Raw genomic sequence first — 15,930 nt, forward strand, 5'->3', positions numbered from 1 at the left:
GTATGAGTGGCGCCACATGCCTTCTGCCGAATCCAGCCGGTGCAGAAATCAGAAGGTGGCCGCTGGCCTTCGCGCTGCGTTCCGAGACCGCTGATTCGGCGTTCTCCAGATCGGCAAGAATGCGCTGGCAATCTTCGAGAAATGCCATGCCTTCATTGGTCAATGCGATTTTGCGCGTGGTCCGCTGCAACAACTTCACGCCGAGGCGCTCTTCAAGCGCGTCGAGGCGGCGGCCGATCATAGCGGGAGCAATGCCTTCGGCCCGGGCGACGGCCGACAGGTTGCCTTTGGCCGCAACATCCACAAATGTCGAAATCTGTTTGAAGTGATTCACGTTGAAAGCTGCTCCTGCTTGTGATTTAAACGCAATAATGCAGTGATAAATCGTTTGGTTTATGTGATTTTATATTGAATATACTTGCGCAACATTTCCATTTTCGACAGGCATTTCCACATGACGCATCAGATTGCCAGCTTCGGCACCGCTCTTTCCGCTCCGGTTGTATTGACTTTCGATAATCCGCAAGCAAAAGCGATATCCGCAGTTATGTCGCCGCGCCTGCCGGCATTTCACCTGTCAAGGGACGCCCGATGACTATCTGGGAAATGCTTCTCGTAGGGATTGCCGCGTTCTGTGCCGGCGCGATGAATTCGGTTGCGGGCGGTGGCACGTTCTTTTCATTCCCGGCGTTGCTCGCGGTCGGCGTACCGCCCGTTGTGGCGAATGCCAGCAATTCGGTGGCATTGTGGCCTGCCAGCATGTCCGGCGCGTGGGCCTTCAGGAATGAGCTTGCACGCTACAAGCGCTACCTGATACCGATGGGCATCGTGTCCTTCATCGGCGGAGTCGGTGGCGGCTTGCTGTTGCTCACGACGAAGGATGCGACGTTCTCGAAACTCATTCCCTGGCTTCTCCTGTTTGCGACAGTGCTGTTTGCGTTCTCCTCGAAGCTGTCCGTCTGGCTCCGTGGCGCATCTGCCGGCGCGCCGACCAACAGTCCCGCAGCATTGGCGGGACAAGCGGTGGTGTCGGTCTACGGCGGTTTTTTCGGTGCCGGGATGGGCATCCTGATGCTGGCGAGTCTCGCAATGGCAGGGCATGACGATGTTCATGAAATCAATGCGATCAAGAACCTCTTGTCGGCGGTGATCTACAGCGTAACCGTGCTGACGTTCGTTATCGCCGGCGCAGTGAGCTGGCCGCATACGCTGCTGATGCTTGCCACCGCCACGCTCGGCGGCTACTGGGGAGCCACGATCGCCCGCAAGATTCCGCCGCAGTCGCTGCGGCGGTTCATTATCGCGGTCGGTTTTGTGCTGACCGGATTTTATTTCTATAAAACGTTGTAGACGAAAACAGCCTGGCCGCACGACACACCAGCCGGCCACGGCATTTGCTCTTTGGACTTCCTCTTTGATTGCTACTGGCAACCTGGCGACGTACCCGCGTGCCGGCCGAAGTGCCATCGTTCCGTCACCAATACGCTACGAACACAATTGCCGAGCCACTGACCGACGCTTTCGTTCATGCAAAGATCGGGTAGGATGCTGTGAAATTTAAAAGGGGAAACAGTATGCAATCCACCGGACCCAGGAAAAAATCCCGCCGCCGTTTCCTTCTCGGCGGCGTCGGCATAGCGGGCGCCCTGATCGTAGGTTGGGGCGTGCAACCGGCACGCCAGCGCCTGACTCTTTCCAATCCGGTGCCCGTAAAGAATGGCGAGGTAATGCTCAACGGCTGGATTCGCATCGCCCGCGACGGCACGGTCTTGCTCGCAATGCCGCAAAGCGAAATGGGGCAGGGCGTGTATACCGCGTTGCCGATGCTGGTGGCGGAAGAAATGGACGTGCCGCTGGCACGGATCCAGATCGAGCAGGCGCCGATCGACAAGATCTTCGGCAATATCGCGATGCTGAGAGATGGATTGCCGTTTCATCCTGACGGAGCCGGCACGTTGAAGAAGGCATCGGAATGGTTCACCGGGAAAATGGCGCGGGAACTCGGCCTGATGGTCACCGGCGGTTCATCATCTGTCAAGGATACCTGGGGGCCGATGCGAGAGGCAGGCGCCGCGGCGAGAGCGATGCTGGTCGCCGCCGCAGCCAGGGAGTGGAATGTTCCCGCTTCCGAATGCCGGACCGAGGATGGCGCGGTTCTGCACGGCAGTGGCAAACGGATGGCATACGGTGATCTTGCGTCGAAAGCCGTTGACACGAGGCCGTCGGATATCAGGCTCAAAAAACCGGAAGAGTTCAAGCTGATCGGCACCTCTCAGCCACGCCGCGACTCGGCGGCAAAGGTGAATGGTTCTGCGGTCTTCGGGTTGGACGTCCGTCCGGCGGGACTGGTCTTTGCCGCGGTAAAGATGGCGCCGACAATCGGCGGATCGGTGCAGAGGGCCGACAGGGATGCCGTACATGGCATGCCCGGAGTTTTGCGGGTCGTGGACTTTTCCGGTGCTGCAGCCGGCATGTCCGGATTGGCAGTAATCGCAAAAACCTACTGGCAGGCTCGTCAGGCGGTCGCCGCGCTTCCCGTGGACTGGAATCCGGGGCCGAATCAAAAGCTGGCGAGCAGTGCGGTGTTCAGCGAACTTGCAGCGAAGCTGGATACTGAATCGGGCTTCGTTTATCACAGCGCCGGCAAACCCGCACCGGCGGAGCGCAGGACAAAGACAATCACTGCCGAATATTCCGCGCCTTTTCTGGCACATGCGGCAATGGAGCCGATCAATTGCACCGCGCAGGTAAAGGACGGCAAGGTGACGATCTGGGCGCCGACCCAGGTGCCGAGTATTGCGGTCGACGCCGCCGCGGGGGTCGCCGAAGTATCGCCGCAGGATGTGACGCTGCATGTGACCTATATCGGTGGCGGGTTTGGGCGCCGCCTGGAGATTGATATGGTCGCGCAAGCCGTGGCAATTGCCCTGCAGGCCGACGGCGCCCCGGTACAGGTGATCTGGAGCCGTGAAGAGGATACCAGGCATGATATGTACAGGCCGGCCGCGATCGGGCGCTTTTCCGCTGCGCTTGATAAAGACGGCGAAGTGGTTCTGTTCGAAAGCAAGCTAGCCTCCGGCTCGATAACCCACCAGGTGATGGAACGCACTTTCGGCCTTCCGGGCGCCGGCCCGGACAAGACCACCGCTGAAGGTGTATTCGACATGCAGTACGAATTTCCCCACCAGCATATCGCCCACGTCACGGTGCCGACGCCCGTTCCACTTGGATACTGGCGCTCCGTCGGGCACTCCCACAATGCGTTCTTCAAGGAGTGTTTTATCGACGAGCTTGCCCATGCGGCCGGCAAGGATCCCGTGGCGTTCCGCCGGGCCATGCTGAAGAACCGGCCGCGTCACAGAGCGGTGCTGGATGCCGCGGTTGCCAAGGCCGGAAAGCCTTCGGCAGGCAGGGCGCACGGCGTTGCGCTGCACCAGTCCTTCGGCTCAATCGTCGCCGAGGTTGCGGAAGTGTCGATCGAAAACAATGAAATCCGGGTTCACAAGGTCGTGTGCGCGATCGATTGCGGCATCGCAGTCAATCCCAACATCATTGCCCAGCAGATGGAGTCCTCGGTGGTTTTCGGCCTGAGTGCTGCCCTGGCTGGTGAAGTGACGATCAAGGACGGGAAAGTCGAACAGTCCAATTTCCACGACTATCCTGTATTACGACTGAACCAGGCTCCGCACGTCGAAACCGTAATCATCAGGAATGCCGAGCCGCCGGAAGGTGTCGGCGAACCGGGGACGCCGCCGATTGCGCCGGCTGTCGCAAATGCGGTGTTCGCCCTTACGGGGACCCGCCTGCGGAGATTGCCGCTGCGGCTCGTCGCAGGACCTGCCGCCGCATAATCGTGGCATTTAAGACTGTGGCATTTTATACAACCCGGTTCTCAATGACGAGAGCCGGGGGAGGCACTGTGGTTGCCTGAATTAAAGGAGTACTCAGGCTTCCTCGAGCTTGTCGCGAAGATTGTAGAGCCGCTGACGCTCCGCGTTCGCAGCGGATTCGTCCGCCTCCGCGCGCAACATGTCGTCGGTCTTCTCCGCCTGCGCGCGGACGAGCCGATCGGCCAGTTTGACGTCGGGAAGCACCGTGCCGAAAAACGCGACATGGTCACCGCGCTGGATCAGCAATGTCGGAAAATTTTCTACGTCGAGATCGCCGATGAAGTCGGCCTGATCCTCGATATCGATCCAGACGAAGCGCTTGTCCGGATGCATTTCAGCCAACTGATCGAAACCGCTTCGGTAGCTGCAGCAGGTATCGCACCATGCGGCACACAAACACGCCACGACCCAGTCGCCCTGGTCCAGCCATTGGGCGAGCTGCGGACGATTAGTATTGTCGAGAGTGAAGCCAGGAGCAGCCATGACCTTGATTCGCGATGAAGGAAGGAAAGACGCTCATTGTAAGGGAACCCAAAGCTGGCCGCTCGCCGGTAAGTATGACTCTGAGGATTTCGCCTACGCAGTGGTGTTGACGTTGCGACCAAGATGCGGCGGCAGGTTCGGCGTTGGCGCCGGCAAGGCCTGTACCAATGCAAGTGCACTGCTTTCCTGGATTTCCATTGCCTTTTTTGCCACGGCGATGTTCACAGCCTGATTGGTTGTCGTCGATGCAATCGTTGTCGCCAGCGCCGCAATATTTCCTGTTTCCATCACATGCTCCCGGTTCGTGTTTATCGTTGACGGCATATTCCTCCGATTCTTTAGGGTGTGGCATAAATGAGGTACTCCCGCCCCGTTTGATGACACGCCCACATTACATGCCACGGTAAAATACCGCATGCCTACCATTCTTGCCATCGAAACATCCTCCGAGCTCGCATCCGTCGCGCTGTTGCACGACGGCCGGCTGATTTCCCGGGAAGCGTCGGGTTTGCAGACGCACTCGCAAACCCTGCTGCCCATGGTGCAGCAATTGCTTGCGGCATGCGGCATTCAACTCAGCGGGTGCAACGCAATCGCTTTTGGCGCCGGACCCGGATCGTTCACCGGCGTGCGTACCGCCTGTGGTGTTGCGCAGGGATTGGCGTTTGGCGCCGATCTGCCGGTGATCCCGGTAGTTACGCTTTCAGCAATGGCGCAAACATGTCGTGACAGGACCGGGGTATCTGACGTGGTGACCGTACTGGATGCACGGATGAATGAAGTCTATTGGGCTCAATACCAACATAGCGCCGGTGCGTGGCGGATCGTGACGCCGCCGACGCTCTCCGCTGCTGCCGGCGTAGTTCCAGCCGGCGACGCGATTGCCTGTGGTAACGCTTTGTCCGCCTATGAGTCGCAACTCGGTCATTTACGCCAGGACCCACGGTGCGCCGATGTAATGCCGCATGCAAGATCGATAGCAACGCTTGCACAAATCGAATACGAACACGGCGTGCTGATGCATGCCCGTGACGCCCGACCGCTCTATTTGCGCAACAAGGTGGCGCTCACCACCGAGGAGCGCCGCGCGAAGGTGCTTGCATGAGCGCAGTACAGCAGGCCTCCGCCGATCCGGCATCGGAATTCCAGTTCGCACGCATGCAGGTGAGCGATCTGGACGAACTCCTTGTTATCGAGAATGCGGCGTACTCGCATCCCTGGACGCGCGGCAATTTTCTGGATTCGCTCTACAACGGCTACGAAACCTGGGTATTGCGCGATGGATTCGGAAAACTCGCCGGGTATTTTTTACTGATGCTGGCGGTCGATGAGGCGCATCTTTTGAACATCACCGTTCGCAGGGATTTATATGGCAACGGTGTCGGCAGGCTGCAACTCGACAAGGCTGTTGAAATTTGCCGCGACAATGGCATGACATCGATACTTCTCGAAGTGCGTCCGTCGAACCCCCGCGCAGTGGCGGTCTATGCGCGTTACGGCTTCGTTCAGATAGGACGGCGCAAAGGTTACTATCCGGCGGCCAACGGTGCACGGGAAGACGCGATTGTGATGAGGTTCATGCTATGACGAATGATCAGCGCCGTAGCGCCTATCTTGAAGAAATCGGTATCGGCCCGCTGTGGAAACGCCGCTTCCCGCCGAGCGAGACCACGGGCGTTTCCGAGCCCGTCGTCGAGCAGCTTCCCGGAATACCGACGCACCAGGAAGCCTTCCTGGCCGAGCCGGCAGTGCCCGGCACGTCCATGGCACCTGCGGCGGAAACGCATGCTTTCAGCAAATATGACCCGGCCGTCATCGCCCGGATGGACTGGGCAACACTCAAGGAAACCGTTTCCGGCTGCACTAAATGCGATCTCTGTCAAAGCCGTACGCACACGGCATTCGGAGTCGGCGACGAAAAGGCGAAATGGCTCTTCGTCGGTGAAGGGCCGGGACGCAACGAGGACTTGCGCGGAGAGCCGTTCGTGGGGCAGGCGGGCAAGTTGCTCGATAACATGCTGCTCGCTCTCGGGCTGAAGCGCGGCGAAAACGCCTACATCGCCAATATCGTCAAATGCCGGCCAACCGATGCCGCCGGCAAGGACCGGCCGCCTACCGCAGAAGAATCGGCCGCCTGCATTCCGTATCTGCAGCGGCAAATCAGTCTTATACAACCTGCCATCATCGTGGCGCTCGGCAAGACCGCCGCCTTGTCCCTGCTGAACCTTCGTCCGGATACGCCGGTATCCAAGCTGCGGGGCACGGTGCATACCTATGCGGATCGGCCATTGGTGGTGACCTATCACCCGGCTTACCTGCTGCGCAACCTGGCTGACAAAAAGAAGGCCTGGGAGGATTTATGCCTAGCGATGGCGACCTATGGCCGGTGATTCAGCGACGTTTCAGTCGTATTTTCACCGCCGCTGGAGACACCTGAACGATCCGCATGTGCGGGCATTGGCATGGTTGCTGAATGCGCCGGACTTGCTCGACCCGGATGCGCCGCAATGGCGCGGAAAGATCGCCTCCCTTCACGAACCGACACCAGCCACGATTACCTGGCTGAATGCACTCGACAAAGAGCCGGGACCGTTGCATACCTACCTCGGCGATCAGCCGATGAATCGCCTTGGGCGATACGCGGAAAAGCTGATGGCATTTTTCTTCGCGTTCAATGGCACTTTGGCTGCACATGGCCTGCAGGTTCAAAGCGGCAAGAACGCCACGATCGGAGAATTCGATTTCCTCCTGAAACAGGGTGATCACTTGCTGCACTGGGAATTCGCGACCAAGTTTTATCTGCTCGAGTCGAATGGGGCGGCTGACTTGCCGGATCATTTCGTCGGCCCGAACCTCGCTGATACGCTGGGGGCGAAGATGCGCAAAATCATGGACCAGCAGCTCGCGCTCTCTCTCCATCCGGCCGCATCCGCATACTTGCCACAGCCGGTCTCGTCAGCCCAGGCCCTGGTGAAGGGTTGGCTTTTTTACTATGGCCGCACGCCTCGATGCACGGCAACGACACCACCGCCTTGCCATGGTTTCTGGCTGCCTGCGGGGGAAATCGGCAAACTGGAGGCGGACGGATTCATGGTTCTGCCACGCCTGCGCTGGTTGGCGCCGGTAAATGCGGCGCAGGAACAGTGCATGTCCAGCGAGTCGCTCATTGATCTGCTGACAGATCATTTCACGCGGGATGAAATGCCTGTGATGATTGCATTGCTGCATGCAGACGACGAAGGCGGCCTTGAAGAAACCGACCGGGGTTTTATCGTGCCCGATGGATGGCGCGATCGGGCAGGAGAGCGCATCAGCCGCATGATTGCGGCTGCGTAGCGGCTCAATGCTTGTGTTCGCCGATCAGATGCAGTGAATCGTATTCGCGCTGGTTGGCGGCGTGACGGCGCATCACGAGCAGCATGGTGCCGGAAACGAATGAGCCGAACATGATGATGATGATTTTGATATCGAGGTTGAGCGTAATCATCAGTGCGTACAGCACAAGCATGGTGAGCACCGACAGGTTTTCGTTGAAATTCTGAACCGCAATCGAATGTCCCGCGCTCAGCAGGACATGCCCGCGATGCTGAAGCAACGCATTCATCGGCACGACATAGAACCCCGCAAGTGCGCCGATCAGGATCAGCAGTGGATAGGCGACCCATATCGAGTTCACCAGGGTCATGATCATGACGATGATGCCCATTGCCACGCCCAGCGGCATGACGCTCAGCGACTTTTTCAAGGGAATCATGCGGGCGGCCGCGGCTGCGCCGATCGCAATCCCGACCGCCGTGACGCCTTGCAGAATGGCCGCCTTGTCGAGGGGGAGCTTCAAAGAACTTTCCGCCCATTTGAGCACGATGAATTGCAGCGTCGCGCCGGCACCCCAGAACAGGGTGGTAACCGCAAGGGAAATCTGGCCTAGGCGATCTTTCCACAATGTGTTGAAGCAAGTCGCGAAGTCGGCGACAAGCTTGATGGGATTGCGCTCCTGGTGTGGGTAGCGTGCGCCCGTGTCCGGTATTTTCAGATTGAATCCGGCGGCAAGCAGGTAAGTCACTGCAATCATGGAGAGCGCCGATTCCGCGGCGGTATCGATCCCGGTGTCGATCAATGGGAAGTCGAACGTGAGCAGGGACGCCGAAATCTGGGCGTTTACGAGTGCGCCGCCCATCACCGTACCGAGAATAATGGAAATGACAGTGAGACCTTCGATCCAGCCATTCGCCGCGACCAGTTTTTCCGGCGGCAGCAGCTCGGTGAGAATGCCATACTTGGCGGGCGAGTATGCCGCCGCCCCGAATCCGACCACGGCATAGGCGATCAGTGGGTGGACATCGAAGAACATCATCCCGCAACCGACGATCTTGATCAGGTTGGTAATGAACATGACCCGGCCTTTCGGCAGGGAGTCGGCGAATGCGCCGACAAATGCCGCCAGCAGCACGTAGGACAATACGAAAAACAGTTTCAGCAGCGGGGTCATCCACGCTGGTGATTTCATGACTGTTAATAGCGCGATCGCCGCTATAAGAAGTGCATTATCGGCAAGCGAGGAAAAAAACTGCGCCGCCATAATGGTGTAGAAACCGCGATTCATCCGCATTTTACAATCTGTGTCTGGCTCTCTCCGGCTTGCTTTATACCATGAAACCTTGCGGCAACCGTGCATTTGATCAAGGCGGGCCGGCAGGTCTGAAGTAAAATATTCGCCGGCGTTCCCGTATTCCGCCGGCCCTTCGCCGATTTCGTATTCCAATATCCTTCCGTATATGCCAAGACCCCTAGTCGCCACCATCGATCTCGCAGCGATGCGCCATAACCTCGATGTGGCACGACGACATGCACCGACTTCCAAGGCATGGGCGGTTGTCAAGGCAAACGCTTACGGACATGGACTGGATCGAGGCATGCGGGCGTTCTCCTCCGCAGACGGCCTGGCGCTGATTGAAGTGGAGGGTGCGGTACGTTTGCGCGACGCCGGGTGGCGAAAGCCTATCCTTCTGCTGGAAGGATTCTTCGAACCGGCGGACTTGCCGGTTGTCGATCAATACCAACTACAAGTTGCAGTGCACTGCAACGAACAAATCGACATGATCGAGAGGACAAGTTTTCGATCTCCACTCCATGTCCACCTGAAAATGAACAGCGGCATGAACCGTCTTGGTTTCACGCCTTCGGTCTTTCGACAAGCCTGGGAAAGGCTGCGCGCGAATCGGCATGTGGGCAGCATCACGTTGATGACTCATTTCGCCAATGCCGACGATGCCGGCAATCCAGGAATGCCGCTGGATCGGCAAGTGCAACGTTTCCTTGATGCTTCTGAAGGATTGGCTGGCGACCGCAGTCTTGCCAATTCCGCCGCAACCCTGATTCATCCGCAATTGGCTGCGGACTGGATACGTCCGGGCATCATGTTGTATGGAGGCACACCCGGCGGCGGCAGCTCCGAAGCGTATGGATTGCGCGCAGTCATGACGCTCACCAGCGAGATCATCGGCGTACAGTGCGTCAGGCCGGGCGACAGTGTCGGCTACGGCAGCCGTTTCGTCGCCGACCGCGAAATGACAATCGGCATCGTTGCATGCGGTTATGCGGACGGATATCCGCGGCATGCACCGAACGGCACGCCGGTGATCGTCGACGGACACAGAACCGTCATCGCCGGACGGGTGTCGATGGACATGATCAGTGTAGACCTCACGGCGATACCATCGGCCCGGGTCGGCAGCAAGGTAACGCTGTGGGGCGATGGACTGCCGATCGATGAAGTGGCAAATGCTGCCGGCACGATCGGCTATGAGCTGATGTGCGCATTGGCGCCGCGCGTCAGGGTTGAGGACCGGTAAACCGCCCTCATTTATATTGCCTATCGGCGTTACCGTAGCTTCCTTTCGCCCTCATCCAAGCGATTCATCAATGGCAAAGCAAAAAACCAATTACACCTGTACCGAGTGCGGCGGCGTGACCAACAAATGGGCGGGACAATGCCCGTCCTGCCATCAGTGGAATACCCTGGTGGAGACGCTGGTGGAGTCGGGCGGCAACCGGTTTTCCACTCAGCACCAGGGATTGGCCCAGACATCGCCGGTCCTGAGCCTGGCGGATATCGAAGCCATTGACGTTCCCCGTTTCGGAACGGGCATCGAAGAATTCGATCGTGTGCTCGGCGGTGGACTGGTGGCCGGCGGCGTCGTGCTGATCGGCGGCGATCCGGGTATCGGAAAATCCACCTTGCTCCTGCAAGCGCTGGCCAATATGTCCCGTCTCAAGAAAGCGCTGTACATCAGCGGCGAGGAATCCGGTTCACAAATCGCATTGCGGGCAAAACGGCTCGCGGTGGATGCAAAGGATCTGAAACTGCAGGCGGAAATCCAGCTTGAAAAAATCCTGAATACGCTTGCCGACGAAAAGCCGCAGGTGGCTGTCATCGACTCTATTCAGACGATTTACTCCGATGCGCTCACTTCCGCGCCCGGGTCGGTTGCTCAGGTAAGGGAATGCGCCGCACAGCTTACCCGTGTCGCCAAGCAGTCCGGGATCACCATCATCATGGTCGGGCACGTGACGAAGGAAGGAGCGCTGGCCGGACCGCGTGTGCTGGAACATATCGTCGACACGGTGTTGTACTTCGAAGGGGATACCCATTCGAGTTTCCGCCTGGTGCGGGCCTTCAAGAACCGTTTCGGCGCGGTGAATGAGCTTGGCGTGTTTGCAATGACCGAAAAGGGATTGAAAGGGGTTTCCAACCCGTCGGCGCTGTTTCTGTCGCAGCATGATAACCAGGTGCCTGGTTCCTGCGTCATGGTGACGCAGGAGGGTACCCGGCCGCTGCTGGTGGAAATCCAGGCACTGGTGGATACCTCCCATGTGCCGAATGCACGCCGTCTTTCGGTGGGACTGGAACAGAACAGGCTGGCGATGCTGCTGGCGGTGCTGCACCGCCATGCGGCGATTGCTGCCTTCGATCAGGATGTCTTCATCAATGCCGTCGGCGGCGTGAAGATCACCGAACCCGCGGCCGACCTGGCGGTTCTGCTGGCAATCCATTCGTCGATGCGCAACAAGCCCTTGCCGCGCGGACTGGTGGTGTTCGGCGAAGTCGGCCTGGCAGGCGAGATCCGCCCGGCGCCGCGCGGACAGGAGCGTTTACGGGAGGCTGCGAAACTCGGCTTTTCCATCGCCCTGATTCCGAAAGCAAATGCGCCAAAACATAAAATCGAAGGGCTTACGGTGATCGGCGTGGAGCGTATCGATGAGGCCCTGACCAAGGCGCGCGAGCAGGATTGATGCGGAACTGATCAATCGTCCCCGGGAGCGACGACCGCGCGCGCGGCTTGTATGCCCCCGCGGATCGCAGATTCCAGTGTCGCCGGATATTCCCCTTCGACATAATCGCCCGCAAGTGCCAGGCCGGGTAGTCCGGTGCGTACCTGCGGACGTTGCAATGCCGGCGTACAGGAAAACGTGGCCCGCTTTTCCGAAATCACTTTCGTCCATGCCGGCCGTGCCAATTCCGGACGTTTCAACACGCGTGCCAATTGGCCGGAAATGGCGGCCGTCAGCGCCTCATGCCCGCTTTCAATCGCATCCGCCGATGCGCTGACCACGACCGACAGCAAGCCGGCCTGATGCGGATCGAGATGCCCCCGATCGAAGACGAACTGTCCCCATTCGCCGGCGTCGGACGAATCAACCAGGGCGTAGAACGGGACTGGTAGTCGCACCGCCGAATCGTATTGCAGATAACAGGTCGTGATCGGTTCGTACTGCAGGCCGGCAAGCCGGCCGGTATCGATGATCTCCGAAAGCAGCATGGCCGCCTTGTCCGGTTGAACCGCGACAATTACCGCATCCGCGTCAAACGGCAATTCGCCGTTGCCGGCGTCAATTTTCCACAATTCGCCTTGCCGGTCGATCCTCCTGACCGCCGCCCCGAGCGACACCTTCCCGCCGCGGTCTTCGATATAGCTGGCGGCCCGGGTTGGAAAGAGGGCGCTCAGATCGACGCGCGGGATCAGCATGTCGGATGCCGCGCGCCGGGCACCGAGACTATCCCGCAATACGGCAAGGAACACTTGGGCAGATGCCTGTTCGGGCGGGGTATTCAGCGCTGCGATGCAGAGCGGCCGCCACATTAGTTTGATCAGCCTGTCGGTTTGATCGAAGCGGTCCAGCAGCTCGGCCACCGTGCAATCCTGATGCAGTTGCCATCCCATCCAGCGAGCGGTGGTCGAAAAGCGAGCAAGTGAAATCTTGTCGTCCCAGTCCAATCCATCGGCGAGCAGGAGACCGCCCAGCAGGTGGAGCGGGGCAGGCAGGCGCGGCGTGACGAAGCGCATGCCGCTCGTCGTGTCCGGATAACGCATTTGCAGGGGCAGCCGCAAGAGGGCAACCGACGGGTCGATGCCGACGGTACGCATGAGCCGCAATGTTTCTGCATATGCCCCAAGAAGGATGTGCTGACCGTTGTCGAGCGGCTTGCCGTCGATCTGCACGCCGCGCGCGCGCCCTCCAAGGCTGCGCGAAGCCTCGAACAGTAGCGGCTGATGCCCGTTGCTGGCCAATTCCACCGCAGCGGCGCAACCGGCCCAGCCGCCGCCAATGACGGCGACTTTGCGCGATCGCGAAGCAAGAGCGTTCCCTGCCTTTCCGCGGAGGGACGCAGGTGTCGGGTCGCGCTTCATCTGCGGCGGATGGGAGGGGTAAGATGCTGACGCTTAGCCGCGCACATACGTCTTCCATGCCAGCCAGAGCTTGCGGATCGGGGTCAGGGAAATCCTTCGCTCGAGTACATGAAAGCCATCCTGTTCGATTTCCTTGAGCAGCGCGCGATAGATCGCAGCCATGATCAAACCCGGGCGCTGCGCCCGCCGGTCTTCGGATGGCAGCAAGGCGAACGCTTCGTCATACGCGGTTTGGGCCCGATCGTATTGAAAGCGCATGAGCTGCTCGAATTTTTCGCTATGGCGTGCGTTGAGAAGGTCGGCGGCGGTGATGCCGAACTGCTGCAATTCGTTGACCGGCAGATAGATGCGGCCTTTCCGGGCATCCTCGCCGACGTCACGAATGATATTGGTCAACTGGAAAGCAAGGCCGAGCTTTTCCGCATACTGGAGTGTTTCAGTACGGGTGACGCCGAAAATGCTGGCGGACAGAATGCCGACCACGCTCGCCACATGCCAGCAATACCGCTTCAGTCCTGGAAAATCCAGGTACCGGGTCTGGTCCAGGTCCATTTCCATGCCGTCGACGATCGCCAGCAGATGCTTGCTATCGAGGGAATAGGCTGTCAGGTGCGGATGCAATGCCTTGGTGACGGGATGGGAAGGATTGCCACCGAACATTGCACCGATTTCCTGCCGCCACCAGGCCAGCTTGATGCGGGCAACGCCGGGGTCGGTGGCTTCGTCGACGGTATCGTCCACCTCGCGGCAGAAAGCATAGAGCGCGGTGATCGCGCGTCGGCGCTCGATTGGGAGAAATAGGAAGCTGTAATAGAAGCTCGAGCCGCTCTGAACAGCTTTCTGCTGGCAATATTCGTCGGGAGACATGAATCGGTACGGGCAAAATCGAATCCGCTATGCTAGCCGACTTGTTGCATGGACGACAAACTGATTTTCATGCCGCAGGCGCGTCTGCCCATGACAAGCCAGTCCCACGCGCGAAGTTGCGGGCGATGTTGGAACATGTCGTAGCCGGCTGCATCAAGACGGTCGAGGATCCTCAATCCTCCCTGCACGATCAGCCTCAGTTCCCAGCCGATGCGGCCCGGAAGCCGCAATGCCAGCGGTGCCCCGGACAGCATCATCGCGCGGGCCCGTTCAACTTCAAACTGCATCAGCGAGCGCCAGCGTGCATCCACCCGGCCTTCGGCGATTTGCCCCTCATCGACGCCATAACGTGCCATGTCGTCCAGTGGCAGATAAATGCGATGCTTTGTCCAATCAATTGCCACGTCCTGCCAGAAATTGATAAGTTGCAACGCGGTGCAGATCGCATCGGAGTCGCGAACATTCTCCGGCGTCGCTGCGCGATACAAGTGCAGCATGAGCAAACCCACCGGATTGGCGGAGCGCCTGCAATAGTCGAGGAGGCTATCGAAGCTCTCGTAGCGGGTTGTCACCACATCCTGCTTGAAAGCCGAAAGCAGGTCACGCAGCGGCCGCAGTGGCAAATTGTGGTCCGTTACCGTCTTTGTCAGCAGCGCAAACATGGGTGACGACGGCGGCTGCCGGTTCTCGATCCTGTCGAGCGCATGTTCATATGCCGCCAACGATTCCAGCCGCTGTTCCGGCAGGGCCTCACCTTCGTCCGCCAGATCATCCGCGCTGCGGGCGAATGCATACAGCGATTCCACCGCCGGTCGCAGCCGCGCGGGAAGCAGAATTGAGGCTACCGGAAAATTCTCGTAATGATCAATTGGCATGATGATTTAATGACCAAAAAGTCATATACAAATGACTTTCGGCATGCTTATAATTACTAACCCGCGAGTCATTAGCGTGTCCGATCAGCAGTTTCGCTCGGCCGCAACCAGGTTTTGCAGGTGCCGACTCGCATCGCAGCCCGAATACTAAAGGAAAAAACATGGATGTCCGGCCAACTGCACAACTATTCCTACGTCGTTCAACAAGTTCCTCTCTCGCGGCAGCGCTTGGCATATCGGCCATGCTTTTCCTCGCCGGCTGTTCCAAACCGGTCGAAAAAGTCGAAGAAATCCGCCCGGTACGGGCCGTCAAACTGGTTTCCGGCAACGTCGATATCAAAACGGAATTACCCGGCGAGGTGCGGGCGCGGGTTGAGTCTCGGCTCGGATTCCGGGTTGGAGGCAAGATCGTCGCCCGCAAGGTCGACGTCGGTTCGGTCGTCAAGCGAGGGCAGGTATTGATGCAGCTCGATCCACAGGATCTGAAGCTTGCGCAGGCCCAGGCGAATGCCGCATTGAAAGCTGCCGAGAGCAACCGCGAACTGGCAAAGGCCGAGCTGCAGCGGTACCAGGAGCTCCGCGAAAAGAATTTCGTCAGCCAGGCGATACTCGATAGCAAGAAAACCGCATTGGACGCCGCCATTGCCAGCTATGACCAGGCCCAGGCGGCATACCGGAATCAGTCCAACCAGGCTGGCTATGCAGTCCTCGTTGCCGATGTTGACGGCGTCGTCACAGGCATCGACGCCGAGGCCGGACAGGTGGTCTCCGCCGGAAGTCCGGTCGTGAGGCTGGCGCAAAGCGGCGAGAAGGAAATCGTCATCGGCATACCGGAGGACAAGGTTGACGCGTTACGTGCCGTCGACGACGTGAAGGTGCGGATCTGGGCCAGGCCGAACGACCTGATGCCAGGCAAGCTGCGGGAAATCTCGCCGGTCGCCGACCCGGCAACGCGGACCTACACCGCCAGGGTCTCGATCCTCGAAGCTACCGATGACGTGAAGCTCGGCATGACAGCCTATGTCAGTTTCGCAGCCAGTTCGCCCGAGGCGATGATCAAGGTGCCGATGACGGCACTGTTCCAGGAAAAATCGTCATCCGCGGTCTGGGTGGTCGACAACGGAG

16 protein-coding genes are annotated in these 15,930 nt (G+C 59.1%); 9 read left to right on the forward strand and 7 right to left on the reverse strand.

Going from position 1 to position 15,930, the window contains the following annotated elements:
• The coding region (locus V7080_RS13820; protein WP_334188972.1) for a LysR family transcriptional regulator at nucleotides 1-334 on the reverse strand (334 nt) is incomplete at its 3' end.
• 257 nt (nucleotides 335-591) lie between these two features.
• On the opposite strand from V7080_RS13820, the gene V7080_RS13825 reads away from it, so the two are divergent.
• Both V7080_RS13825 and V7080_RS13830 read left to right on the forward strand, forming a co-directional pair.
• A complete protein-coding gene (locus V7080_RS13825) occupies nucleotides 592-1,350 on the forward strand; it encodes a sulfite exporter TauE/SafE family protein (protein WP_334188973.1) in 759 nt (252 codons plus the stop codon).
• A gap of 224 nt (nucleotides 1,351-1,574) precedes the next feature.
• Entirely contained in the window at nucleotides 1,575-3,851 is a 2,277-nt protein-coding gene (locus V7080_RS13830; protein WP_334188974.1) for a xanthine dehydrogenase family protein molybdopterin-binding subunit, read from the forward strand.
• Between the two features lie 93 nt (nucleotides 3,852-3,944).
• Here the strand turns inward: V7080_RS13830 and V7080_RS13835 are convergent, their stop codons facing one another.
• Both V7080_RS13835 and V7080_RS13840 read right to left on the reverse strand, forming a co-directional pair.
• Nucleotides 3,945-4,373, reverse strand: a complete 429-nt coding sequence (locus tag V7080_RS13835; RefSeq protein WP_334188975.1) for a thioredoxin family protein — start codon at nucleotides 4,371-4,373, stop codon at nucleotides 3,945-3,947.
• 93 nt (nucleotides 4,374-4,466) lie between these two features.
• Nucleotides 4,467-4,661, reverse strand: a complete 195-nt coding sequence (locus tag V7080_RS13840; protein ID WP_334188976.1) for a YjfB family protein — start codon at nucleotides 4,659-4,661, stop codon at nucleotides 4,467-4,469.
• A 127-nt stretch (nucleotides 4,662-4,788) separates the two neighbouring features.
• Between V7080_RS13840 and tsaB the strand changes: the two genes are divergently transcribed.
• The 4 genes from tsaB to V7080_RS13860 are packed head-to-tail and all read left to right on the forward strand — an operon-like array spanning nucleotide 4,789 to nucleotide 7,709.
• Nucleotides 4,789-5,478 (forward strand): tRNA (adenosine(37)-N6)-threonylcarbamoyltransferase complex dimerization subunit type 1 TsaB, encoded by a 690-nt coding sequence (gene tsaB, locus V7080_RS13845; protein ID WP_334188977.1) that lies wholly within the window; start codon nucleotides 4,789-4,791, stop codon nucleotides 5,476-5,478.
• Entirely contained in the window at nucleotides 5,475-5,960 is a 486-nt protein-coding gene (gene rimI, locus V7080_RS13850) for a ribosomal protein S18-alanine N-acetyltransferase (RefSeq protein ID WP_334188978.1), read from the forward strand. Before tsaB ends, rimI begins: the two co-directional genes overlap by 4 nt.
• Entirely contained in the window at nucleotides 5,957-6,763 is an 807-nt protein-coding gene (locus V7080_RS13855) for a uracil-DNA glycosylase (RefSeq protein ID WP_334188979.1), read from the forward strand. Before rimI ends, V7080_RS13855 begins: the two co-directional genes overlap by 4 nt.
• Nucleotides 6,753-7,709, forward strand: coding sequence for a DUF1853 family protein (locus tag V7080_RS13860; protein WP_334188980.1), 957 nt, complete (start codon nucleotides 6,753-6,755; stop codon nucleotides 7,707-7,709). The genes V7080_RS13855 and V7080_RS13860 overlap by 11 nt, the downstream gene beginning before the upstream one ends.
• Before the next feature lie 4 nt (nucleotides 7,710-7,713).
• Here V7080_RS13860 and lplT read toward each other — a convergent pair whose 3' ends face one another.
• Nucleotides 7,714-8,976: a lysophospholipid transporter LplT gene (lplT, locus tag V7080_RS13865; protein WP_334188987.1), complete on the reverse strand. Its 1,263-nt coding sequence runs from the start codon at nucleotides 8,974-8,976 to the stop codon at nucleotides 7,714-7,716.
• 172 nt (nucleotides 8,977-9,148) lie between these two features.
• Between lplT and alr the strand changes: the two genes are divergently transcribed.
• Together alr and radA are read left to right on the forward strand one after the other, a co-directional pair.
• Nucleotides 9,149-10,225 (forward strand): alanine racemase, encoded by a 1,077-nt coding sequence (gene alr / locus V7080_RS13870; RefSeq protein WP_334188981.1) that lies wholly within the window; start codon nucleotides 9,149-9,151, stop codon nucleotides 10,223-10,225.
• A 70-nt stretch (nucleotides 10,226-10,295) separates the two neighbouring features.
• Entirely contained in the window at nucleotides 10,296-11,666 is a 1,371-nt protein-coding gene (radA, locus tag V7080_RS13875) for a DNA repair protein RadA (RefSeq protein WP_334188982.1), read from the forward strand.
• Between the two features lie 11 nt (nucleotides 11,667-11,677).
• Here radA and hpnE read toward each other — a convergent pair whose 3' ends face one another.
• From hpnE to hpnC, 3 genes are read right to left on the reverse strand one after another with little or no spacing between them, the layout of a single operon-like run.
• A complete protein-coding gene (gene hpnE / locus V7080_RS13880; protein ID WP_334188983.1) occupies nucleotides 11,678-13,063 on the reverse strand; it encodes a hydroxysqualene dehydroxylase HpnE in 1,386 nt (461 codons plus the stop codon).
• 33 nt (nucleotides 13,064-13,096) lie between these two features.
• A complete protein-coding gene (hpnD, locus tag V7080_RS13885) occupies nucleotides 13,097-13,930 on the reverse strand; it encodes a presqualene diphosphate synthase HpnD (protein ID WP_334188984.1) in 834 nt (277 codons plus the stop codon).
• 32 nt (nucleotides 13,931-13,962) lie between these two features.
• Complete coding sequence (gene hpnC, locus V7080_RS13890) at nucleotides 13,963-14,805, reverse strand: squalene synthase HpnC (RefSeq protein ID WP_334188985.1); 843 nt, start codon at nucleotides 14,803-14,805, stop codon at nucleotides 13,963-13,965.
• A 242-nt stretch (nucleotides 14,806-15,047) separates the two neighbouring features.
• Between hpnC and V7080_RS13895 the strand changes: the two genes are divergently transcribed.
• Nucleotides 15,048-15,930: efflux RND transporter periplasmic adaptor subunit (locus V7080_RS13895; RefSeq protein ID WP_334188986.1), on the forward strand; the 883-nt coding region annotated here is incomplete at its 3' end.

The sequence above is a fragment of the Noviherbaspirillum sp. genome, assembly GCF_036846085.1.
In the GTDB taxonomy this organism is placed as follows: domain Bacteria; phylum Pseudomonadota; class Gammaproteobacteria; order Burkholderiales; family Burkholderiaceae_D; genus Noviherbaspirillum.